A 22,880-nucleotide genomic window follows, 5' to 3' on the forward strand; every position below is an offset into this window, starting at 1 on the left:
AACTCACCACACAGACCAGTGGGTGAGCGCAGTTGATGCGGTGAATTGGAAATCTCCAAAACACGCGGTCCGAGCCTCACTCACAACCAGTCATCGCAAGACGCCAGGTGAGTTGCAACGCTCCTCGGGAGCACCAATTATAAGTGCAAGCTTGCCCGGCGTGTGCATGGCATGACCGCCTCAGGGCGCCGGCCCGGTCGTCGACCCCACCACCAACTCGGGATTTCTCAAAATCTGCAAAGGCCCCGCATCGGGATGACGCAACAGTTGCAGCACCATCTCGGCCATCGTGACGCCAGACGCATGCGCCGTGGGCTGGGTTACCGTGGTGACATCGAGACCAAACAACAAGGTGTCACTGGGAATATCGCCATGCACGATGACCGACACATCCTGACCCAGCCGAACCCCCGCGTCCACCAGCCCGCGCAAGACCCCAATGCCCCCCAGGTTGTTGTCCACCACGATGGCGGTCGGCCGCTCACGCAGGGCCAAAAGCCGGGTCACAGCCTCAAGTCCACTGCGTCGGTCCACCGCGGGCCCCACCACACAGGAAGGGACACACGCAAGACCAGCCTGCCCCAACGCGGACATGAACCCCTGATGGCGTTGAACCGCAAAATTCAAGTCCAGCGGCGAATGCACATAGGCAAAACGCGTGTGCCCAAGCTTGAGCAAGTGCTGCACGGCGAGTTCGCTGCCCCGGACATTGTCAAAATCGAACCACGAGTAGTTGCTGCATTCAGCCGTTCGTCCGTAGGCCAAAAAGGGATAGCCCTTCTCCAGAAGGTAGTCCACACGGTTGTCCTGCAGGCGGGTGTTCGGGACCACGACTGCATCCACCCGGCCGCCCCGAAACAGACGCTCAAAAATATTCAGCTCATGATCGTCACTGGCCACCGCCAACAGCAAATCCAGCTGATCCTGCTCCAGGCGCTCAGCAAGTCCGCCCGCCATGTCCAGAAACTGGGGGTTGCCCAGGTTCTCAACGGCGGCTGAATAGACGATCCCGATCGCGTCAGTACGGCCACGCACCAGCCGACGGGCGCCCGCATCGGCCCGGTAGCCCATCAACTGAGCCACCTCCTCCACGCGTTGACGGGTTTGGGGGTTCACATCCTTGTACCCGTTCAGCGCACGACTGACCGTGGAAGTCGAAAGTCCCAGTTCCTTGGCAAGTTGCCTGATATTCACACACTTATCCCTTCGTAAGGACAGAAGTGTACGGGGACAGCGCGATCAGGACAGACGCACGAACATCCCGGCCCAAGGCGCCAATTGCACTTCGGAACCGGTCAACCGGGCACCTTCCAGACCGCTGCCGGACAGTACCTCATTCACGACGCAAGCTGCCGGCATACGCCACAGGGCGGGTTCAGCACTGAGGTTGAACAGGCACAGCACCCTCTGGATCGGACAACTCCGCACAAAGGCCAACACCTGCGGGTCTGCCGTCAGCAAGGTCATCTCACCCTCGATCAAAGCCGGTTGCGTCTTGCGCCAATGCAGCAAATTCCGATAGAACCCGAGCAGGGAACCACCCTGCACCTCCTGCGCATCCACGGCCAGACCGCGATGCATCTCCGACACGGGCAGCCACGGCGCATGCGCCACCGAATGGCCAGGGGCAAAGCCCAGGTCATGCGCGTCAGACAACCAAGGCAAGGGCGTACGGCAGCCATCGCGTCCCTTGAACTCGGGCCACATGGTGATGCCGTAAGGGTCTTGCAGGTCTTCGTAGCCAATCACCGCCTCGGGCAGGCCCAACTCATCGCCCTGGTACACACAGGGCGACCCGCGCAAGCTCATCTGCATCGCGGCCGCCACACGCAGCAACGCAGGTGGTGGATGGTCCCCGCCCCAACGGGTGGCCAGGCGCACGACATCGTGGTTCGACAAAGCCCAGCAGGGCCAGCCACCCGAGGCGACCTCTTCAAACCGCTGAAGCACCGCATGGATGTGGCCCGCACTGTGCGCGGTTCCCAACAGGTCAAAACAATAAGCCATGTGCAGCTTGTCACCACCGGCGGTGTACTCGGCAACACGGGCCAGACCATCATCGTCCCCGATTTCACCCACCATCGTGGTGTTGGGATATTGGTCCAGCAGTGCGCGCAAGCGCTGTAAAAAGGCCAGGTTTTCCGGCTGGCTTTTGTCAAACTTGTGCCACTGCCAGCCATAGGGATTCACTGAATTGACGGCCGGGTCTTCCCCGGTGGGCCGACCACGCGGGGGGTTGTTGCGCAACTTTGCATCATGGAAATAAAAATTGGCGGTATCCAGACGGTAACCATCCACCCCAAAGTCGAGCCAGAACTTCACGGTTTGCAACAGGGCATCCTGGACCTGCGGATTGTGAAAGTTCAGGTCGGGCTGGCTGGTCAAAAAGTTGTGCATGAAGTACTGGCACCGGCGGGTATCCCACTGCCAGGCGCTGCCACCAAAGATGGACAGCCAGTTGTTGGGTGGTGTGCCGTCGTCTTGCGCATCGGCCCACACATACCAATCGGCCTTGGGGTTGTCCAGGCTGGCCCGGCTCTCCCTGAACCAGGGGTGCTGATCCGAACTGTGCGACAGCACGAGGTCAATCATGACCTTCAAACCCAGCGCATGGGCCCGATCGACCAGGGCTTTGAAATCAGCCAGCGTGCCGAACATGGGATCGACATCGCAGTAGTCACTCACGTCGTAGCCAAAATCCTTCATGGGGCTTTTGAAAAACGGGGACAACCAGATGCCGTCCGCGCCCAGACGGGCGACATATTCAAGACGCGCGGTCACGCCGTTCAAGTCGCCAATGCCATCGCCATTGCTGTCTGAAAAACTGCGGGGGTAAATTTGATAGATGACGCCGCCGCGCCACCAGTTGTCATTGGGTGCTTTGTTCATGGTGTTGTGGGTACTTGGGTTATTCATGAAAATAAAATGTTCAATTGCGATGAAAATATGTTTTGTGCCACCTTCAACCTGCCGCTTCCTGGAGTCGATTCATGCTCACGCTTGCCCCCCAACTGTTGCCCGATCGTTTCGAGTGGGGATGCGCCACCTCGTCTTTTCAGATTGAAGGTGCAACAACGCTGGGCGGCCGCGTGCCCAGCATCTGGGATGACTTCTGTGCGCAAGCCCATCGCATCAAGGATGGCAGCGACGGCACCGTCGCCTGCGACCACTACCACCGGTATGCCGATGACGTGCGACTGATCGCCGACCTGGGTTTCAAACACTACCGGTTTTCGATTGCGTGGCCACGCGTGGTCACAACCAGCAACCAGCTCAATACAGAGGGCATGGACTTCTACAAGCGCCTGCTGGACGAACTGGAGAAACACCAGATTACGCCCAACGCGACCCTGTTCCACTGGGACTTGCCTTCGCACCTGCAAGGCGGCTGGCTGCAGCGCGATACGGCGTACCGATTTGCCGACTACGCCGCGCTGATGGCCCAGCAGCTGGGCGACCGGCTGCCCCGGGTGGCCACCCTCAACGAGCCGTGGTGCTCCGCGTTTTTGGGCCATGACCTGGGTGTGTTTGCGCCGGGCGTGCAAGACCGGGCATGTGCACTCACTGCCGCGCACCACCTGATGCTGGCCCACGGTCTGGGGATCAAGGCCTGGCGTGGCGAGCGGGCGGACACCTCGTTGGGCATCGTCCTGAACCCCGAGTTGTGTGACCCCACAAGCCCCGCGCCAGCCGATGTGCAGGCGGCAAAACTGGCGGAATACGAACGCAACGACTGCTTCCTGAACCCCTTGTTTGGCCGGGAGTGGCCGGATGAATTGCGGGCCCAAATGGGCTCGCGCCTGCCCGACCTGATGGAAGGCGACCTGAAAATCTGTGCGCAGCCGCTGGACTTCATCGGCCTCAACTACTACACCCGCTCCATGGCCCGGGCGCCTGTCACATCCGACGACGCCCAGCGCGGCTACACCTTTGTAGCCCCCGACGCGGCCAAAGACCTGACCGATATCGGATGGGAGATTTACCCCGAAGGACTGACACGCGTTGTCGACAACCTGACGCGCCAATGGCCCCTGCCCCCGATCTGGATCACAGAGAACGGCGCGGCGGACAACACGCCGGTGAAGGACGGCGCCTGCGCCGACGACATGCGGTGCCGCTACCTGCAAACCCACCTGGATCAACTGGCCGGACTCATCGCGCACGGTGCAGACATTCGGGGCTATTACGTCTGGAGCCTGCTCGATAATTTTGAATGGGCGCAGGGGTATAGCCAGCGCTTCGGTATCGTTCATGTTGACTTCGAAACTCAAAAAAGAACGCCCAAGAAAAGTGCCCTCTCGCTCAAGGCCCTGCTCCATCCAGACGCCACTTGATGCTTAGCCACCCTTGACCGAGCCCGAGAGCAAACCACGCACAAAAAAGCGCTGCAACGCAAAGAACACACCAACCGGCACGGCAATCGACACGAAGGCACTGGCGGTCAAAATCTCCCAGCTCTCGCCACGCGAACCCAGCAGGTCGTTGAGTTTGATCGTCAACACAATCTGGTCGGGGGCCTTGCCCAGAAACACCAGGGCAATCAAAAAGTCGTTCCACACCCAAAGAAACTGGAAGATGGCAAAGCTGGCCAGCGCGGGTACGGACAGCGGCAACACAATGCTGGTGAATATCTGGAAATGCGAGGCACCGTCCATGCGCGCACTTTCAATGATGTCGCGTGGCAAGGCCGCGATGTAGTTGCGCAACAAATAAATCGCCAGCGGCAAGCCGAATGCCGAGTGCGCCAGCCAGACGCCCAGGTAGGATTTGGACTCGATCCCCAGCGTCTCACCCAACTGGTTGTACAGCCGCAGCAACGGAATCAACGACATTTGCAGCGGCACCACGAGAAGCCCCACCACCACAATAAACAGCCACTTGCGCCCCGGAAAATTCATCCAGCTGAACGCATAGGCCGCAAAGGCGGCGATGAGAATCGGGATGAACGTCGCCGGAATGGTGACCTTGAAGGTGTTCAAAAAAGCTTGCCCCACACCCTCCGAGGCCACCACTTTCTCGTAGTTCTGCGTGACGAAAACAGGGGGCGTTTCTGCCACGTAAAAAATGCGAATGCCGCGGTCTTTGTCGTACGGGCCGCTGAGCACCAACCGGTAACTGGTGTCGGCGTTCACGGTCAGCGTGCCGTCGGGCGTACCGTCGGCCTCATCGAACACCTGACCATCAGCGACTTCAACCGTAGCCCCCGCCACGTACTGGCCTGGCGAGGCCGACTTCAGGGAAAATTTCTTGAGGCGCACGTTGGCCTCGGCGCCAAAAAGGCGACCGCTGATGACGTACTTGTCGCCCTCCTTGACCACGCTTTGCGCACCGCCGGTGCGGCGCATGTCTGACCGCGTCTGCGTGGACATGGCGGTCCACCAGCCGCTGGACGCCAGTTGCTCCTTGACGCGAAAACTCGACACCAGCAAACCAAAAGTGGGCAACACCCAGACCGTGACAAGTGCCAGCAGCAGCAACTGGGCCACGATGGAGGGCAGACTGAAATACTTTTTCATCGTTGGGCCTCTTCGGTACGGAAACGGCGAATATTGAAAGCCATCACGGGAACCACCGCAAACATCAAGACCATGGCCAGCGTGGAGCTTCGACCGTAGTCGCCGCCACCCCGGAACATCCAGTCATACATCAGGTTGGCCAGCACACTGGTATCCCATTGCCCACCGGTCATGGCCATGACAATGTCAAACACCTTCAACACCGTGATGGTGATCGTGGTCCAGACCACGAGGATGGTGGACATGACCTGTGGCACCATGATTTCAAAAAAGATTTGAAGCTCACTGGCCCCGTCAATGCGGGCCGCCTCCAGCGTTTCGCTGGGTACGCCGCGCAGGGCGGCCGAGAGAATCACCATGGCAAAGCCGGTCTGGATCCAGATCAGGATGGCCATGAGGAAAAAGTTGTTCCAGAACGGCACTGTCACCCAGGCCTGCGGTTCGAACTCCATGCCCATCACGATGGCGTTCAGAATGCCGATCTGCTCGGCACCCGGACCGCGAAAATCGTAGACAAACTTCCAGATCACACTGGCGCCGACAAAGCTGATCGCCATGGGCATGAATACCATGGACTTGGCAAAACCGCCCCACCACACCCGGTCCGCCAGCACAGCAACAATCAGGCCCAGCGCGGTGGCAAAAGTCGGCACGACGACGAGCCACATGAAGTTGTTGCGGATCGTGATCAGGAAGCCCTGGTCCACCAGGACCCAGCGGTAGTTCGCCAGGCCGACGTACACGTCACCGGTGGCATCATAAAAACTGAGACGAAAAGTCTCAAACAGCGGGTACAGCAAGTAAGTACCCAGCAGCAAAAAAGCAGGCGCCAGAAACAGCCACGGTCGAACACCGGAGCGGACCCGTTCCAGCGTGTTCTTGTTACCCACCGGCAGGTGAATGATCTTGTCGAGCAGGAAATTCGATCCCGCAAAGTACAGCAGGCAAAACGAGATGCTGACGACGACAGCCATCAAGGTTTGGAGGATTTGATCGGTCATGGAGATCAACTCTTTGCGTATCGGGAGGGTTGGAAAAAGCGGCCAGCGGCGGGCAGCCACTGGCCTGGTGGGGCCCCCCCTGCGGAGGCCCGTCAACACGTCACCTTATTTGATGGCGTCCCAGCTCTTCTGGATGTCATCCGTGACTTCTTTCGCGGATTGGCCGCCCGAGTAATTGACCATGCCCTTCCAGAAGCTGCCCGCACCCACGGCGCCGGGCATCAGGTCGGAGCCGTCAAAGCGGAAGGTCGTGGCGTTAAGCAAAATCTCGCCCTGCTTCTTCAGCGCCTTGGTCTTGTACTTGCCCAGATCCGCACCCTTGTGCGGTGTCAGGAAACCCCCTTCAGCCATCCAGATTTCATGCGCCTGGGGATGCTCCAGGTACTCCATGAAGGCGCGCGCGCCCTTGCTGTCTTTGGTGATCGTCATGATGGCGCCACCCCCCAGAACCGGGTTACCCAGCTTCTTGCTGGCGAAAGACGGGAAGTAGAAGAAGTCGGCTTCGTCTGCCTTGCCTTCAGGGAAGAATGCAGGAATAAAGCTGGCCTGGCGGTGCATGTAGCACTTGGGGGGCGAACCGAACATGCCTTTGGGGCTGTCCTTGAAGCTCACGGTGGCCACGGCCTTGGCACCGCCGTCGACGTAGGCGTCGTTCTTGGCAAACCAGCCGTAGGCTTCAATCGCTTCGATCACGCGCTTGTCGTTGAACTTGACGGTGTTGTTGACCCAGCCGTCATAAACCTCGGGCGACTGTGTACGCAGCATGAAATCTTCAACCCAGTCGGTGGCGGGCCAGCCTGTGGCGGCATCACTGCCCAGACCGATGCACCAGGCTTTGCCGCCATCAGCCGCAATCTTCTTGGTCAGGTCCTGCAGACCTTCCATGGTGGTGGGAACCTTGTAGCCTTTTTCCTTGAAGTTCTCAGGGATATACCAGACCAGGCTCTTGACGTTCACGTTGTAGAACAGTCCGTAGAACTCTTTCTTGCCCGCCTTGTTGGCGTAGGTACCCAAATCGGCCCAGGAGCTGCCTGCGGCGTAGTTTTTCTTGACCCAGTCCTGGGTCTTTTCACCCAGGGGAACCAGCCCGCCGATGGCCGCCATGTTGGCCGCAAGACCCGGCTGCGGGAAGACCGAAATGTTCGACGGCGAACCGGCCTTGATATCGATCACGATCTGCTGCTCCGAGCTCTGCGAGCAGGAATGCTTGACGGTGGCGCCCGTCGCCTTTTCAAAGTTGGCAACCACCTTCTTGAACATGCCTTCTTCGGCGCCAGTCCAGGGGCAGGTGACCGTGACGACTTCACCCTTCAAATTGGGACCCTTGTAGTCGGCCGCCAGGGATGGGGTGACCAGGGATGCCAGCACCAAAGCCGACGCTCCGGCCACTACGGTTTTCTTAAACATGCAAGTCTTCTCCTCTTTACCCTTCACGGCCCATCCGCGAAGAAATTCTGTTGTTAAAAATGACCCCGTCACACCCGACGTCCCGCACTGTCAAAGCGGTACAGGTGCTCGGCTGCAAAACCCAACTCGATGGCCTCGCCCGGCTCCATCGGCAAAGTGCCATCCATGCGCGCGGTGATCTCGCCCAATTCACCCGACTGCACGTAGGCAAACGTCTCATTGCCCAGCCGCTCGGAGTGTTTCAGCGTGCCCCGGATGGCGCCACCCGCCTGCACCTTCAGGTGCTCCGGCCGGATACCGACCGTGGTGGCACTGTGACGCCCGGCGAACTCGCCCTTGATGAAATTCATCTGCGGCGACCCGATGAACCCCGCCACAAACAAGGTGTCGGGCTTGTTGTACAAGTCCAGCGGACGCCCCACCTGCTCGACACGCCCATCCTTGAGCACCACAATCTTGTCGGCCAGCGTCATGGCTTCCACCTGGTCGTGGGTGACGTAAATCATGGTGGAACCCAGGCGCCGGTGCAGCGTGGCCAGCTCCACCCGCATCTTGGTGCGCAAGGCGGCATCCAGGTTGGAGAGCGGCTCGTCAAACAAAAACACATTGGGGTCACGCACGATGGAGCGCCCGATCGCCACCCGCTGGCGCTGGCCGCCCGAGAGCGCTTTGGGCAGGCGGTCCAGGTACTCGGTGATCTGCAGGATTTCAGAGGCCTCCCGCACGCGGCGGTCAATTTCAGCCTTGGGCACCTTGGCAATCTTGAGTCCGAAGGCCATGTTGTCGTACACCGTTTTGTGCGGGTACAAGGCATAGCTTTGGAACACCATCGCCAGGCCGCGCTTGACTGGCGGCAGGTCATTGACGCGTTCGCCAGCAATCATCAGATCGCCGCCGGTGATTTCCTCCAGCCCGGCGATCATGCGCAGCAAGGTGGTCTTGCCGCAGCCTGACGGGCCGACGAAAACCGCGAACTCGCCGGGCTCAATGTCGAGGTCAATGCCATGAATGACATTGACCTTGTCGTAGCTCTTCTTTATTCCGCGCAGGCGGACATCGGACTGACTCATATTCAGGTGTTCCCAGCAGGTGACGCGCAGTCTGCTTCGATCTCAGCAAGAGGGGGCGCACTCACACATGAGCCGTCCGGGGCAAACCTGCTGTTTAGCGAAAGATAACTGCAAACATCGTTACAAAACCGTTTTTGATTATGCCAAAAACGGTTTTGTAAACTACTGGGGATTTCCCTAAGGGGTGCAAGAACGGAGTCTTGGCGCTTCGCCGGGTCTGCGGTCCACGCGGCTGAGGGCTCGCAGGCCTTGCGGCGGCGCTCCTGGCCATCTCGGTAAAATAGGGGAGCGCAGCACTGATGTGCCCTGACCCGCACGCCGGGGACGCCCATGGTTTGACATCCCGTCAAGGACACCTGCGGTGCGCGCCCAACTCTGATCTGGATCTCTTGTGACTTACGCCTCTGAAACCCGCCGCCGGCGCACCTTTGCCATCATTTCTCACCCCGACGCGGGTAAAACCACGCTGACGGAAAAGCTGCTGCTGTTCTCGGGCGCGATCCAGATTGCGGGCTCGGTCAAGGCGCGCAAGGCCACGCGCCACGCCACCAGCGACTGGATGGAGATTGAAAAGCAACGCGGCATCTCGGTGGCGTCCTCGGTCATGCAGATGCTGTACCGTGACCACGTCATCAACCTGCTGGACACGCCCGGCCACAAGGACTTCAGTGAGGACACCTACCGCGTGCTCACCGCCGTGGACTCAGCCCTGATGGTGATTGACGCGGCCAACGGCGTCGAGGCGCAAACCCGCCGCCTGATTGAAGTCTGCCGCCAGCGCAACACGCCCATCATCACCTTCGTGAACAAGATGGACCGCGAAGTGCGCGAGCCGCTGGACATCCTGGACGAGATCGAACGCGAACTCGGCATGCCCTGCGTGCCCATGACCTGGCCGGTGGGCCAGGGCAAGTCGTTCGGCGGCATCATCAACTTGCGCACGCAGGCCATGACCGTGTTCGAGCCCGGCAGCGACCGGGGCCCGAAAGACTTCACCACGATCCCCATGAGTGATCAGGCGACCTTGCTGAAACGCTTTGGCCACGAATTCGAGACCGCGTTCGAGAGCATGGAACTGGCCACCGGTGCCTCGCCGGCGTATGACCATGAGGCGTTTCTGGCCGGCAAACAAACCCCCGTGTTCTTTGGCTCGGGCGTGAACAACTTTGGCGTGATGGAAGTGCTGGACGCGCTGGTGGACCTGGCGCCCCCACCGCAGTCCCGCACCAGCTCGTTTGTCGTCAACAAGCAGCCGGTGATCAAGGAAATCCAGCCGGAAGACAACGCATTCAGCGGTGTTGTGTTCAAGGTGCAGGCCAATATGGACGCCAACCACCGCGACCGCATCGCCTTTGTGCGCATGGCCTCGGGCAAGTACACGCCGGGCATGAAGCTCAAAGTGATGCGCACCAGCAAAGAACTGCGCCCTACCAGCGTGGTGACCTTCATGAGCCAGCGCCGCGAGGCGGTGGAAGAGGCCTACGCGGGCGACATCGTCGGTTTTACCACCCACGGCGGCGTGCAGCTGGGCGACACCATCACCGACGGCTCGGTCAACCTGCAGTTCACCGGCCTGCCCTTCTTTGCGCCTGAACTGTTCATGACCGTGGTGCTGCGCAACCCGCTGCGCACCAAGCAATTGCAGCAAGGCCTGGCGCAGTTGGGCGAAGAAGGCGCGATCCAGGTGTTCCGCCCCGAGATCGGCGGCAACATGTTGCTGGGCGCCGTGGGTCAGTTGCAGTTTGAAGTGGTGCAGCACCGCCTCAAGGGCGAGTACGACGCCGATATCCGCCTGGAGGGCTGCCAGTACACCGGCGCGCGCTGGATCACCGCCGACACCCCGGCTGAACTCAAGACCTTTTGCGAGGCCTACCCGATGCGCATGGCACGCGATGCGGCCAACACGCTGGCCTACCTGTGCACCTCGCCCTACGACGTGCGCCTGGCGCAGGAGCGGTTCCCCAAGATCCACTTCCACCCGCTGCGCGAGCACGCGGGCCTGGCGCTGCAAAGCGCGGGTTAGTCTTTGCCACCAGGCATGCGCCCGCTGGTCGACTGGCCGCTGGAAGACCGGCGCCAGCTCATCGGCGTCTTCACCGACATCGACGACACGCTGACCACCGACGGCGCCATCACGCCCGACGCCCTGCAGGCCCTGCACGACCTCCAGTCTGCCGGCCTGCATGTGATTCCGATCACCGGGCGGCCCATCGGCTGGAGCGAGCCGTTTGCCCGGGGTGACGCTGCGCGGGGCATTGCACCCTGGCCGGTGGACGCGCTCGTGGCAGAAAACGGCGCCGTGGCGTTTACCGGTGAAAATTTATATAAAAACAGGCTGCAGCCCCCGTCAACCGTGCGGGAGCAGCTATCAAAACTATATCAACAAGACACTCCCACCCGCGCCGCCAACTACACCCGGATGCAGGCCGTGGTGCAGCAGGTGCTGGTGACCGTGCCCGGCGCCCGGGTGTCGCAAGACTCCGCCGGGCGTGAAACCGATGTGGCCATTGACCACAGCGAGTTTGCCCACCTGACGCCCGCGCAGATAGCCCAGGTGGTGGCCTTGATGCAGGCCGCGGGCATGACCGCCACGGTCAGCAGCATCCACATCAACGGCTGGTTTGGCGCGCACAACAAGCTGATGGGCGCGCGCTGGATCGTGCGCGAGCTGTTCGGCCGCGACCTGACCGCCGAGTTCAGCCGCTGGGCGTTTGTGGGGGACTCGACCAACGACCAGCTGATGTTCGAGCATTTCCCGCACAGTGTGGGGGTGGCCAACATCCGCCGCTTTGAGGCCGCGCTGGCGCACAAGCCGCGCTACATTACCCGGGCGCCACGCGGGGCCGGGTTTGCCGAGGTGGCCCGCGCTATCCTCGGTGCACACGACTAATTCTGGAGCCTTCATGTTTTTTGCCGTTGATCTCGCCACCGTCACTCATGGCATTCAGCTGGCGGTGGCGCCGGTCTTTTTGCTCACTGCCGTCTCGGGCATGATTGGCACCGTGGCCGGTCGGCTGGCCCGCATCATCGACCGCGCCCGGCTGCTGGAAGACCGCATTGAAGCAGCCCCCGACAAACCCATGCTGGCCGCCTATGACGAGCTCAAACGGCTGCGCGCGCGGGGCCGTCTGGTCAATATCTGCATTGCCCTGCTCACCTTTTGCGCCATCTTCATCGGCCTGACCATCGTGGCGCTCTTCCTTGGTGAAACCACGGAGATACAAATCTTGCGGCTGGCCACCATCTCGTTTCTGGCGGGGGTGAGCTGCTTTTTGCTAGCGCTCTTGTGCTTTTTGACCGAGACGCTGCTGGCCACCCGACTGCTCAAGTTTGGCAAGCCCAGGCGGGTTTGACCGGACCGGGAGCTAGAGGGCTTTCTGCTGGAACCCATCCAGCACGTTGACGGCATTCACGCCCACTTCGGCCACGGCGTAGCCGCCTTCAAACACAAACACCGTGGGCAACCCGGCCGCCGCCAGGTCTTCGCCCACCCGCAGGTAGTCGTCACTGCGCAGGGTGAAACCGGAGATCGGGTCGCCCTCAAAGGTGTCGAGCCCCAGCGACACCACCAGCGCCTGCGCGCCAAACGCGGCAATGCCCTGCAAGGCCGCCTTGAGCGCCTCGCGCCAGGCCTCGAACCCCGTGCCGCGCGGCAGCGGCAGGTTGTGGTTGAAGCCCACGCCTGCCCCGGCACCGCGTTCGTCGGCATACCCCAGGAAAAACGGGTACTCGGTGTGCGGGTCGCCATGCACACTGGCAAAGTGCACATCGGCACGGTCATAAAAAATAGCCTGCGTGCCATTGCCGTGGTGGTAGTCGATGTCGAGAATCGCCACCCGGGAGAGCCCGCTGTCACGCAGGTGCTGGGCCGCCAGCGCGGCATTGTTCAGGAAGCAGTAGCCGCCAAAAAAGTCGGCCCCGGCGTGGTGGCCCGGCGGGCGCGACAGCACAAAGGCCGAACGGGCGCCCTGCGCAACGTGCCCGGCCGCCGCCAGGGCGCAATCCGCCCCGGCCCGCGCGGCGACCCAGGTGCCGGCTGTCAGCGGCGAACCGGCGTCATAGGAGAACAAGCCCATTCGCGCCGAAAAATTGGCGGGCAGCACATCGGTGCGAAACGTGCGCGCGGGCCAGACCGACGGCAAGGCGTCGCGCAGGGCATTGGCCGGGTCCAGCGCCACCCATTCGTCCCAGGCCCCCGCCAGAAAATCGAGGTAGCGCGGGGTGTGGATGGTGGTCAGGGCGGGCACGTCCATCCGGCCGGGGGAGCGCACGTCGCCGAGCTGCCTGCGCTGAAGTTCGGCCAGCACGTAGTCGGCGCGGGCGGGCACCTCAAAACACGGCACCAGCTGGCCGCGAAACATCTCCAGCTTGCCCTGGTGCAGGGCGTGGTGGGGGTTGTAAAAGGTGATCATTTTTTGCTCGTGGTCGATGATTCCTGCGGCAGCACGTCGGACGGTAGCAAATCATCCAAGGAGATTTCTGGGGTCATGCGTTGGCTTCCAGTTGGGGTCCAGGGCCTGCGCCGCTGAATTCCGCCTCAATCGCTTCAATACTGGGCAGCACGCTTTGCAGCGTACGGGGAAGCGCGCGAGTCAGCTCGTAACTGGCAATGCCAATCGGCTTGTCGATGCCGCGCAGCGCGTACTCGGCCAGCACGTTGTCTTTGCCCTGGCACAACATCAAGCCAATGGTGGGCGCGTCACTGGTGTGTCGCAGCGTGTCGTCCACCACATTGCAGTAAAAATTGATCTTGCCCGCATATTCGGGCTTGAAATCGCCACGTTTGAGCTCAATCACCAGATAGCAACGCAGTTTCAGGTGATAAAAAAGGAGGTCGATATAAAAGTCGTTCTCACCGACGGCCAAGTGAAATTGCCGCCCAACAAATGCAAAACCCTGCCCAAGTTCCAGCAAAAACTTCTCCAGGTGCTGCACCAGCCCAGTCTCCAGCTCACGTTCGTGAAAAAGCGAGTCCAGCGACAGAAAGTCGAAGATATAGGGGTCTTTCAAGGCCTGCTGCGCCAAATCAGATTGGGCGGGTGGCAAGCGATTGGCGAAGTTGGTCACGGCCTGGCCTTGGCGTGCGTGGGCCGCGCCGTCTATCTGCAAGGCCAGGACGTTTCGGCTCCAGCCGCACGCCAGTGCTTGTGCCATGTACCAGCGACGTTGCTCTAAAGGCTTGACTTTTTCCAATAGCAGAGCGTGATGCCCCCAAGGCAATTGCCAAAGCAGGCTTTCGCCTTGGTCCAATTTCGCCACAGCCTGTGGCATTTTTGGCAACTCGCCCAATTTCGCCACAAGCTGTGGCGAAAAGTCGAACGGCTGCGGATAAGCGCGAGCAAAGGCAACCATGCGGTCCATATTCCGCGCAGAAAAACCCTTCACCTCCGGCAACTCGTTGCGAATATCCAGCGCCAGCCGGGGAATCACGCCCGAGCCCCAGCCCTCTTCGGCCTGCCGGACATCCAGCAATTGCCCAATCTGCCAATACAACCGGATCAATTCGGCATTGACCGCCAACACCGCGTGGGTCTGGGCCGTTTGAATTCGGGTTTTGATCTCGATCAGCAGGCCGCTGTAGTGCGTCAGATCACTCATAGTGCGTTTGTGTATGGCGTGTTGGACTCAAGGACAGCTTGTAGTCAAGTTTTTCTCTGGCATTTGCTTCTCGCGTCATTGCTTTTCTCCCTCACGGTTCATTCTAGGCGCGCAGGAAAAATTTATAACAAACAGGCCTCTAGCCCAGGCAGGACGTGCGCAAGCAGCTACTATTTATATAGCAACCACTTTCGCAAAACCTAGCGCGCCAGCACCGCCGCCAGCGCCTTGCCGGTATGGGTGCCCAGCGCCACCACCTCTTCGGGTGTGGTCGCCGCGACCACGCGCCCACCGGCGTTGCCGCCGTCGGGCCCGAGGTCCATCACCCAGTCGGCTTCGGCAATCACGTCCAGGTCGTGCTCGATCACCACCACGCTGTGGCCGCCGTCCACCAGGCGGTGCAGCACCTTGATGAGTTTCTCCACATCGGCCATGTGCAGGCCCACAGTGGGTTCGTCCAGCACATACAAGGTGTGCGGCGCCTTCTGGCCGCGCCGGGTGATGTCGTCACGCACCTTGCTGAGTTCCGTCACCAGCTTGATACGCTGCGCCTCGCCGCCACTGAGCGTGGGTGAGGGCTGGCCCAGCGTGAGGTAGCCCAGACCCACGTCTTTGAGCAATTGCACCGGGTGGCCGATGTTGGGCATGGCGGCAAAAAATTCGACGGCTTCGTCCACCTCCATCTGCAGCACGTCGCCGATGTTTTTGCCGCGCCAGGTCACGGCCAGCGTTTCGGGGTTAAAGCGCGCGCCCTTGCAGGTTTCGCACAACACTTTCACATCGGGCAAAAAGCTCATGGCGATGGTGCGAATACCCTGCCCTTCGCACCCTGCACAGCGGCCGTCACCCGTGTTGAAGCTGAAGCGGCTGGCCGCATAGCCCCGCGCCTTGGCTTCCAGCGTGTCGGCAAACAGCTTGCGGATGATGTCCCAGAAGCCGATGTAGGTCGCAGGGCAGCTGCGCGGCGTTTTGCCAATCGGCGTCTGGTCCACCTCCAGCACGCGGTCGACCGACTCGAAGCCGGTCACCCCGTCACACCCCACCCAGGCGATCTGCTCGCCCGCGGCCAGCGCGTCGCGCCCGGCCTTGGTGCTGCGTTTCTGCACGGCGGTTTGCACGTTGGCCAGCAGCACATCGCGCGCCAGCGTGGACTTGCCCGAGCCCGAGACGCCGGTCACGGCGACCAGGCGGCCCAAAGGCACCTGCGCCGTGACGTGCTGCAGGTTGTGCATGGTGGCGTTGGTCACGGTGAGCCACTTCACGGGCTCGGTATTCACCACGACCCCGCGCCCTGCCAACTCGGCATTGGCAGCCATGCTGGAGGCTGCATTAGCCGCAGCCACCGCCGCCGCTTTGGCCGCTTTGCCTTTGGCGGTTTTCACCACCTTCGCGTTCAACAGGTCGGCGGCGGGAGGCAATTCGCCGGGTAACAATGTTGAGCTTGCGTCTGAGGCGCCCAGCGCGGTGAGCGCGACAACCTCACGCCGCGCTTTCAACGGATGCTTCATCGCGTGCAGCAAATAGCGCCCCGTCTGCGAATCAGGCGCCGCCTGCACATCGGCCACAGACCCTTGCGCCACCAGCCGCCCGCCGCGCTTGCCCGCGCTGGGCCCAATGTCGATGATGTGGTCGGCATGGCGGATGGTGTCTTCGTCGTGCTCCACCACCACCAGCGTGTTGCCCTTGTCGCTCAGGGACTGCAAGGCGTTGAGCAAAATCTGGTTGTCACGCGCATGCAGGCCAATGGTGGGCTCGTCCAGCACGTAACACACACCCTGCAGGTTGCTGCCAAGCTGCGCCGCCAGGCGGATGCGCTGCGCCTCGCCGCCGCTGAGCGTGGGCGCGCCGCGGTCCAGCGTGAGGTAGCCCAGGCCGACCTGCTCCAGAAACTCCAGCCGGCTTTTGATCTCGGGCACCAGGTCGCGGGCAATGTCGGTTTCGCGCTGGCTCATGCGGCCCTGGCGCTGCAGGGTCTCCACCCACAGGCGGATGTCGGACACACTCATGCGCGCCAGTTCGGTGATGGCAATGCCGTCGATGCCCGTTTTGGCGTCCTGCCCGGCAGTGGCACCCGTGGCCAGTTGCAGGCCGAACTTTACGGCGCGGGCGGTGGCGTTCAGGCGCGTGCCTTCGCAAGTTGGGCAGACGGCATCGACCAGGTCTTCGACGTCGGCCTCGGCAAAGGTTTGCTCGCGGCCCTTGGTGTCGTCGTCACGCACGGAGTCGTCAAACACCTTGCGCTGGTCTTTGGTCAGCTTCACGCCGGTGCCCACGCAGTCCGGGCACCAGCCGTGCTTGCTGTTGTAGGAGAACAGCCGCGGGTCCAGCTCGGCATAGCTGGTGCTGCACACCGGGCAGGCGCGCTTGGTCGAGAAGGCGGCCAGCGTGCCCATGCCCGCCGTCGATGTGCCGGCCTGCATGGCCTCGCGCAGCCCGTTCAGATGGCTCAGCACGTGCACCACGCCCTTGCCATGCGTGAGCGCATCGGCCAATGCCTTGCGCAGCGCGGCTTCGTTTTCCGGCAGCACGTCCAGGCTGGCCACCGGCAGCTCGATGGTGTGCTCCTTGAAGCGGTCAATGCGCGGGAAGTTGGTGGTGGGCAAAAAGTTGCCATCCACCCACAGGTGGGTGAAGCCGCGCGGGCGCGCCCAGTCGGCCAGCTCGGTATAAACGCCCTTGCGGTTCATCACCAGGGGCGCCAGCAAGCCGATGTGCTGGCCGCGGAAGGTTTTGAGCAACTGGGCGGCGATGCTGTCGGCCGTTTGGGGCGCCACAGCGGTGCCGTCGTGAATGCAGTGCTGCGTGCCCAGCTTGACGAACAAGAGACGCAGAAAATGCCAGACCTCGGTGGTGGTGCCCACGGTGGACTTGCGCCCGCCCCTTGAGAGGCGCTGCTCAATGGCCACGGTGGGCGGTATGCCATACACCGCGTCCACCTCGGGGCGGCCTGCGGGTTGCACGATGCTGCGGGCGTAGGCGTTGAGTGATTCGAGGTAGCGGCGCTGGCCTTCGTTGAACAAAATATCAAACGCCAGTGTGGATTTGCCGGAACCGGAGACGCCGGTGACCACGGTGAACTGGCCGCGCGGGATGTTGACACTCAGGGACTTGAGGTTGTGTTCGCGTGCGTTGACGATCTGGATGGCATTGGCACCGGGGGCCTCCGGCTTCTGAACAGGGCTGGGAACCCAGTTCCGGGCTTCCTGCACCGACGGCACACCGACGCCCAGCGTGCTTTCGTACTCGCGCAGGGCCTGGCCGGTGTGCGAGGTGGGGTGCTGGCGCACGTCATCGGGCGTGCCGTAGGCCACCACCTCACCCCCGGCGTCACCGCCTTCAGGGCCGAGGTCAATCAGCCAGTCGCTGGCGCGAATGACATCGAGGTTGTGCTCGATCACGATGAGCGAGTGACCGGCATCGAGCAGCTTGCGCATGGCGCGCATGAGCTTGGCGATGTCGTCGAAATGCAGGCCCGTGGTGGGCTCGTCAAACATGAACAGCGAACCACGCTTGGCGGTGGCCTGGCGGCTGGCGGTGGCGCTTTTGGCGGCTTCGGCCAGGAAGCCAGCGAGCTTGAGGCGCTGCGCCTCGCCGCCCGACAGCGTGGGCACGGGCTGGCCCAGCTTCACGTATTCCAGTCCCACATCCAAAATGGGCTGCAGCGCACGGATGACGTCGCGGTCCGCTGCAAAAAGCAGTGCAGCCTCACTCACCGTCAGGTCTAGTACGCCAGCCACATTCAAAGTCGTGCCCTGGCGCTCGACGGTCACTTCCAGCACCTCGGGGCGGTAGCGTTGGCCATTGCAGTCCGGGCAGCGCAGGTACACGTCGCTCAAAAACTGCATCTCCACGTGCTCGAAACCCGAACCACCACAGGTGGCGCAGCGACCGTCGCCACTGTTGGTGCTGAACTTGGACGCCGTGTAGCTGCGTTCGCGCGACAACGGCGCGTTGGCAAAAATCTCGCGGATCGAATCCCACGCGCCCACATAGCTGGCCGGGTTGGAGCGCGCCGTCTTGCCGATGGGCGACTGGTCCACAAACACCACGTCGCTGAGCTGCTCGGCGCCCAGCAGGCGGTCAAACGCCCCCGGTGCCTCGGTGGCCTTGCCAAAGTGGCGCATCAGGGCCGGCGCCAGAATGTCCTGGATCAGGGTCGATTTGCCGGAACCACTCACGCCGGTCACGCACACCAGGCGCTGCAGCGGAAACTCCACGCTCACGTTTTTCAGGTTGTGGTCGCGCGCGCCTTCCAGAATCAGGCGCGGGGTGTTGGGCTCAACCAGGCGTTTGAAGCCCATGCCGACCTGCTTGCGGCCTCCCAGATAAGCCCCGGTCAGGGTGTCGGCCTGGCGCAGGTCTTCGGTGCTGCCATCAAACACAATTTGCCCGCCCCGCTCGCCCGGGCCGGGGCCCATGTCGATCATGCGGTCGGCGGCCAGCATCACGGCCGGGTCATGCTCCACCACCACCAGCGTGTTGCCCGCATCGCGCAGGCGCTGCATGGCCACGATGATGCGGTGCATGTCGCGCGGGTGCAGGCCAATGCTGGGCTCGTCCAGCACAAACAGCGTGTTCACCAGCGAGGTGCCCAGAGCCGTGGTCAGGTTGATGCGCTGCACTTCCCCGCCGCTCAGGGTGCGGCTCTGGCGGTCCAGTGTGAGGTAGCCAATGCCCACGTCGCACAGGTATTTGAGGCGGGTGGTGATTTCTTCGAACAGCAGCTTGAGGGCCTGGGTTTCGCCCTTGCTGGGAAGCGCAAATTCGGGGTCAGAGCCCAAATTCGCTATCTGCACACGCTCAAAGAAACGTCGCAACCGGTCCATCGGCAGCATCATCAAGTCATGCAGGCACAGGCCGGGCAAGGCTTCAAGCTGCTCACGCGACCACTTCACCCCCACCGGCATGAAACGTTTGGCCGGGTCCAGCACCGCGTCGGCATCGGCCTGGCTGCCGATGCGCCACAACAAACTCTCGGTCTTGAGCCGGGCACCGCCACACACACCGCAAGGCGTGTAGCTGCGGTACTTGGACAGCAGCACCCGGATGTGCATCTTGTAGGACTTGGTTTCCAGGTACTCAAAAAAGCGCTTGATGCCAAACCAGTGCTGGTTCCACTTGCCATTCCAGTTGGGCGAGCCGTTGACCACCCAATGCTGCTGCTCCGGTGTGAGCTTGTTCCAGGGCGTGTCGCGCGGAATCCCCGCGGTCTCGGCATGGCGCATCAGGTCATCCTGGCATTCCTGCCAGGCGGGGGTTTGCATCGGTTTGACGGCGCCGGAGCGCAGCGTCAGCTTGTCATTGGGAATCACCAGCCCGTAGTCCACGCCAATCACGCGGCCAAAACCGCGGCAGGTCTCACAAGCCCCGACGGCCGAATTGAATGAAAACGCCGAGGCGATGGGGTCAACGTAGCGCCGGTCGCTCTCGGGGCAATGCAGCCCGGTAGAAAACTTCCAGATCGCCGCAGGGGTGTCCGCATCAGCGCCCAGCTGATAAACCGCGATGCGGCCGCTGCCATGCTTGAGCGCGACCTCGATCGCCTCCAGTACGCGGGCGCGCTCGACCGCACCCAGCCGGAAACGGTCCGCCACCACGTCCAGCACCTTGCGCGGGCCGGTGGGCGTGGCCACCTCGCGCTGCGCCTGCACCTTGGTGAAGCCGCTCACCGAGAGCCACTGCTCGATCTCTTCGGCCGTGGTGACGGCAGGCAGCTCCACCGGGAAAGTCACCGCCAGCCGCGAATCGTCCTGCCCCACCCGTTCCAGCATCTGGGCATAAATCGTCTCGGCCGAGTCATGACGCACGGATTTGGCGGTGTCGCGGTCAAACAGCTGGCCGGCCCGGGCAAAAAGAAGCTTCAGGTGGTCGTTGAGCTCGGTCATCGTGCCCACGGTCGAGCGCGAGGAGCGCACCGGGTTGGTCTGGTCAATGGCAATGGCGGGCGGCACGCCTTCCACCTTGTCCACCGCCGGTTTGTCCATGCGGTCCAGGAACTGGCGGGCATAGGCCGAAAAGGTCTCCACATACCGCCGCTGGCCCTCGGCATACAGCGTGTCAAACACCAGGCTGGACTTGCCCGAGCCGCTCGGGCCGGTGACCACCGTCAGCGCCCCAGTGCGGATGTCGAGGTCCAGGTTTTTGAGGTTGTGCTGGCGCGCGCCGCGAATGCGGATGTAACCGTGTGGCATGGCTTGGAGTCTTTCCTGTGGGGGCCAGACATTCTAGGCAGTTCACCTGGCGCCCCCGGCGTCATGCAAGGGAAGACCCTTGGGGCGTAGTTTCCACAAGTGCGCGTGACGCTGATTTTGTTAGAGTCGCAGCAAATTAAAAAGGCTAAAAATGCAGATAGCTCGTTCGTTGGTGTTTTTTATTCTGTCGGCTATCGTGGTGGCTGCACAGGCCCAAATACTCGTAGGGCAAACCGCCGGGTTCACCGGTCCCGTCTCGGCCAACGTGAAAGAGACGCTCGACGGGGCCAATCTTTACATCGATAACGTCAACACCAAAGGCGGCGTGAACGGTCAAAAGATCGAATTGATCTCGCTGGACGACAAATTCGACCCCAAACTGGCCGCTGAAAATGCCCGCGTGCTCATCGAAGAAAAGAACGTGGTGGCGATGTTCCTGACCCGGGGCACGCCGCACACGGAAGCGATGTTGCCGATTCTGGACAAATATGCGGTCCCGCTGATCGGCCCCTCCACAGGGGCCATGGTCCTGCACATCCCTGTCAAGAAACATGTTTTCAACGTTCGCGCCACCTACCAGCGCGAAGCAGAAAAGGCCATTGCCCATCTGGTTTCGATCGGCATCACGCGGATCGCCCTGGTGCATGTGGACGACAGCTTTGGTGCGGATGGCATCGCCGGCGCACAAAAAGGACTGGCAAGCGCCAAGCTGTCCCCGGTTCTGATCGAGAAGTTTGACCGCAGCAAACCCGACTTTTCCGGGTTGGCACCCCGCATTGCCAAAGGCGACGCCCAGGCCGTCATGTTGATTGCGTCTGGCGGCGCTGCGGTTGACTGCATCAATCTCGTCAGGGCCTCGGGCAACAAAGTCCAGTTTGTGACCCTCTCAAACAATGCCTCCAGCGCGTTCATCAAGAACCTGGGAGACAACGCCCGCGGCATCATCGTCAGTCAGGTGCTGCCGCAAAGCGGTAGTTTTGCCCTGGTCAAGGAGGCGAACGAGATGGCCCGCACCAAAGGCACCAAAGAAGTGAGCCCCGCCATGTTGGAGGGTTATTCATCGGCCAAAGTGCTGGTGGAAGCCCTTCGCAGATCGGGTGTCAAACCCACTCGGGAGCGCATTCAAGCCGCTTTGGAAAATTTTCAAAAATTTGACCTGGGTGGGCTTGAGGTGAGTTTCAGCCCCGCCGACCATACCGGGCTTGACTTCGCTGATCTGTCCATCATCAGCGCCGGTGGCAAATTTATCCGCTGAACGATCCCATTGCGCCACGGCCCTCAGTCCACCAGGGCCCGTTCCAGATCAATACAAGCCAGGGGACCCACGGCATCCCGGATTTTGGGCAACAGCGTCATCAGCCCCTCGAACCCGCTGGCGGCCTCCACGGCGAGATTCAAGCGAAAACCCCGAAGGCCGAGACCCGCAGTCAGCCGGGTCGCAATCGGCAGCGCCGCCAGGTAGCGCTCCTGTTGGGCACGGACCACCACCGACCACAAAGAGGCCTCATCGGGCTCAATTTCAAAATCGACCGATGTCGGGGCCTTGACAAGGGTGGCGGCCTGGAGACCAGGCACATGCGCCACAAAGCCCTGCTCGACCAGATGGTCTATGTCCTCACGGTTGGCACCAAGACCGACCGCGAAGGCCAGTACCTGGTCGATTGACTTGTGACCGTCAACCAGAATAAAAATCGCACGCTGGCGAGAAGAGATCAACGACGAACGGGCTTTGAAGGCCTGATGGCCAGCCTCTGTTTTCCATATTTTCATGCGGCATTCTAGGTTTCGAATGCCGCATGACAGGGGCGGGTTTACCCTTGCCCATGCAGGCACCTGAACCCGCCGACATGCGCTTATTTGCTGGCGCTGGCAGGCGCCGCCGCTGGCGTAGCGGGCGCCTCATGGCTTGCCTCGGCCCCATGTTTTTCACCACTCATATCAATATCGCCGCCCTTGCTCAGAATAAAAAGCGCCAAAGCCGCAAAGATGACGAAGCCCACTGCAATTTTCCACATGACCTATCCCCTTTAAAAAAACAGCGACCCTCCCCGAGAGGGCCAAAAAAGGGCCCTCACATGGAGGGCCCTTGTTGATGTC

At 61.6% G+C, this 22,880-nt stretch carries 16 protein-coding genes and 1 riboswitch; of the genes, 5 read left to right on the top strand and 11 right to left on the bottom strand.

Annotated elements, in window-relative coordinates:
- Nucleotides 1–17 precede the first annotated feature (17 nt).
- Nucleotides 18–133, bottom strand: a riboswitch (S-adenosyl-L-homocysteine riboswitch).
- Between the two features lie 47 nt (nucleotides 134–180).
- Together AC097N_RS11540 and AC097N_RS11545 are read right to left on the bottom strand one after the other, a co-directional pair.
- A complete protein-coding gene (locus tag AC097N_RS11540; protein ID WP_479581161.1) occupies nucleotides 181–1,194 on the bottom strand; it encodes a substrate-binding domain-containing protein in 1,014 nt (337 codons plus the stop codon).
- A gap of 45 nt (nucleotides 1,195–1,239) precedes the next feature.
- Nucleotides 1,240–2,889, bottom strand: coding sequence for an alpha-glucosidase family protein (locus tag AC097N_RS11545; protein ID WP_479581162.1), 1,650 nt, complete (start codon nucleotides 2,887–2,889; stop codon nucleotides 1,240–1,242).
- 101 nt (nucleotides 2,890–2,990) lie between these two features.
- Between AC097N_RS11545 and AC097N_RS11550 the strand changes: the two genes are divergently transcribed.
- Nucleotides 2,991–4,334: a GH1 family beta-glucosidase gene (locus AC097N_RS11550; protein WP_479581163.1), complete on the top strand. Its 1,344-nt coding sequence runs from the start codon at nucleotides 2,991–2,993 to the stop codon at nucleotides 4,332–4,334.
- A gap of 3 nt (nucleotides 4,335–4,337) precedes the next feature.
- Here the strand turns inward: AC097N_RS11550 and AC097N_RS11555 are convergent, their stop codons facing one another.
- The 4 genes from AC097N_RS11555 to AC097N_RS11570 all read right to left on the bottom strand — a co-directional run bounded on the left by AC097N_RS11555 (nucleotide 4,338) and on the right by AC097N_RS11570 (nucleotide 8,994).
- Entirely contained in the window at nucleotides 4,338–5,516 is a 1,179-nt protein-coding gene (locus tag AC097N_RS11555; protein ID WP_479581164.1) for a carbohydrate ABC transporter permease, read from the bottom strand.
- Nucleotides 5,513–6,517 (bottom strand): carbohydrate ABC transporter permease, encoded by a 1,005-nt coding sequence (locus tag AC097N_RS11560; RefSeq protein WP_479581165.1) that lies wholly within the window; start codon nucleotides 6,515–6,517, stop codon nucleotides 5,513–5,515. The genes AC097N_RS11555 and AC097N_RS11560 overlap by 4 nt, the downstream gene beginning before the upstream one ends.
- A 105-nt stretch (nucleotides 6,518–6,622) precedes the next feature.
- A complete protein-coding gene (locus tag AC097N_RS11565; RefSeq protein ID WP_479581166.1) occupies nucleotides 6,623–7,924 on the bottom strand; it encodes an ABC transporter substrate-binding protein in 1,302 nt (433 codons plus the stop codon).
- Nucleotides 7,925–7,992: 68 nt separating this feature from the next.
- Complete coding sequence (locus AC097N_RS11570) at nucleotides 7,993–8,994, bottom strand: ABC transporter ATP-binding protein (protein ID WP_479581167.1); 1,002 nt, start codon at nucleotides 8,992–8,994, stop codon at nucleotides 7,993–7,995.
- Between the two features lie 391 nt (nucleotides 8,995–9,385).
- Here AC097N_RS11570 and AC097N_RS11575 point away from each other — a divergent pair, with 391 nt between their 5' ends.
- The 3 genes from AC097N_RS11575 to AC097N_RS11585 are packed head-to-tail and all read left to right on the top strand — an operon-like array spanning nucleotide 9,386 to nucleotide 12,347.
- On the top strand, nucleotides 9,386–11,017 hold the full coding sequence (locus AC097N_RS11575) for a peptide chain release factor 3 (protein WP_479581168.1): 1,632 nt from the start codon (nucleotides 9,386–9,388) through the stop codon (nucleotides 11,015–11,017).
- A 15-nt stretch (nucleotides 11,018–11,032) separates the two neighbouring features.
- A complete protein-coding gene (locus AC097N_RS11580; RefSeq protein WP_479581169.1) occupies nucleotides 11,033–11,884 on the top strand; it encodes an HAD-IIB family hydrolase in 852 nt (283 codons plus the stop codon).
- A 13-nt stretch (nucleotides 11,885–11,897) separates the two neighbouring features.
- Nucleotides 11,898–12,347, top strand: coding sequence for a DUF2721 domain-containing protein (locus tag AC097N_RS11585; RefSeq protein WP_479581170.1), 450 nt, complete (start codon nucleotides 11,898–11,900; stop codon nucleotides 12,345–12,347).
- Between the two features lie 12 nt (nucleotides 12,348–12,359).
- Here the strand turns inward: AC097N_RS11585 and AC097N_RS11590 are convergent, their stop codons facing one another.
- The 3 genes from AC097N_RS11590 to uvrA form a co-directional block, all read right to left on the bottom strand.
- Entirely contained in the window at nucleotides 12,360–13,406 is a 1,047-nt protein-coding gene (locus AC097N_RS11590) for a histone deacetylase family protein (protein ID WP_479581171.1), read from the bottom strand.
- 73 nt (nucleotides 13,407–13,479) lie between these two features.
- Nucleotides 13,480–14,592 (bottom strand): PDDEXK nuclease domain-containing protein, encoded by a 1,113-nt coding sequence (locus AC097N_RS11595; protein WP_479581172.1) that lies wholly within the window; start codon nucleotides 14,590–14,592, stop codon nucleotides 13,480–13,482.
- Between the two features lie 200 nt (nucleotides 14,593–14,792).
- Nucleotides 14,793–20,783 carry an excinuclease ABC subunit UvrA gene (uvrA, locus tag AC097N_RS11600; RefSeq protein ID WP_479581173.1) on the bottom strand — a complete coding sequence of 1,997 codons (5,991 nt, stop codon included), beginning with the start codon at nucleotides 20,781–20,783 and terminating at the stop codon, nucleotides 14,793–14,795.
- Between the two features lie 151 nt (nucleotides 20,784–20,934).
- On the opposite strand from uvrA, the gene AC097N_RS11605 reads away from it, so the two are divergent.
- On the top strand, nucleotides 20,935–22,038 hold the full coding sequence (locus AC097N_RS11605) for an ABC transporter substrate-binding protein (protein ID WP_479581174.1): 1,104 nt from the start codon (nucleotides 20,935–20,937) through the stop codon (nucleotides 22,036–22,038).
- A 23-nt stretch (nucleotides 22,039–22,061) separates the two neighbouring features.
- On the opposite strand, the gene AC097N_RS11610 is transcribed toward AC097N_RS11605, so the two are convergent.
- Nucleotides 22,062–22,553: a hypothetical protein gene (locus AC097N_RS11610; protein ID WP_479581175.1), complete on the bottom strand. Its 492-nt coding sequence runs from the start codon at nucleotides 22,551–22,553 to the stop codon at nucleotides 22,062–22,064.
- Between the two features lie 83 nt (nucleotides 22,554–22,636).
- Nucleotides 22,637–22,798, bottom strand: a complete 162-nt coding sequence (locus tag AC097N_RS11615) for a hypothetical protein (protein ID WP_479581176.1) — start codon at nucleotides 22,796–22,798, stop codon at nucleotides 22,637–22,639.
- Between the last annotated feature and the right edge of the window lie 82 nt (nucleotides 22,799–22,880).

The organism is Rhodoferax sp. LS1R11 (assembly GCF_056521395.1).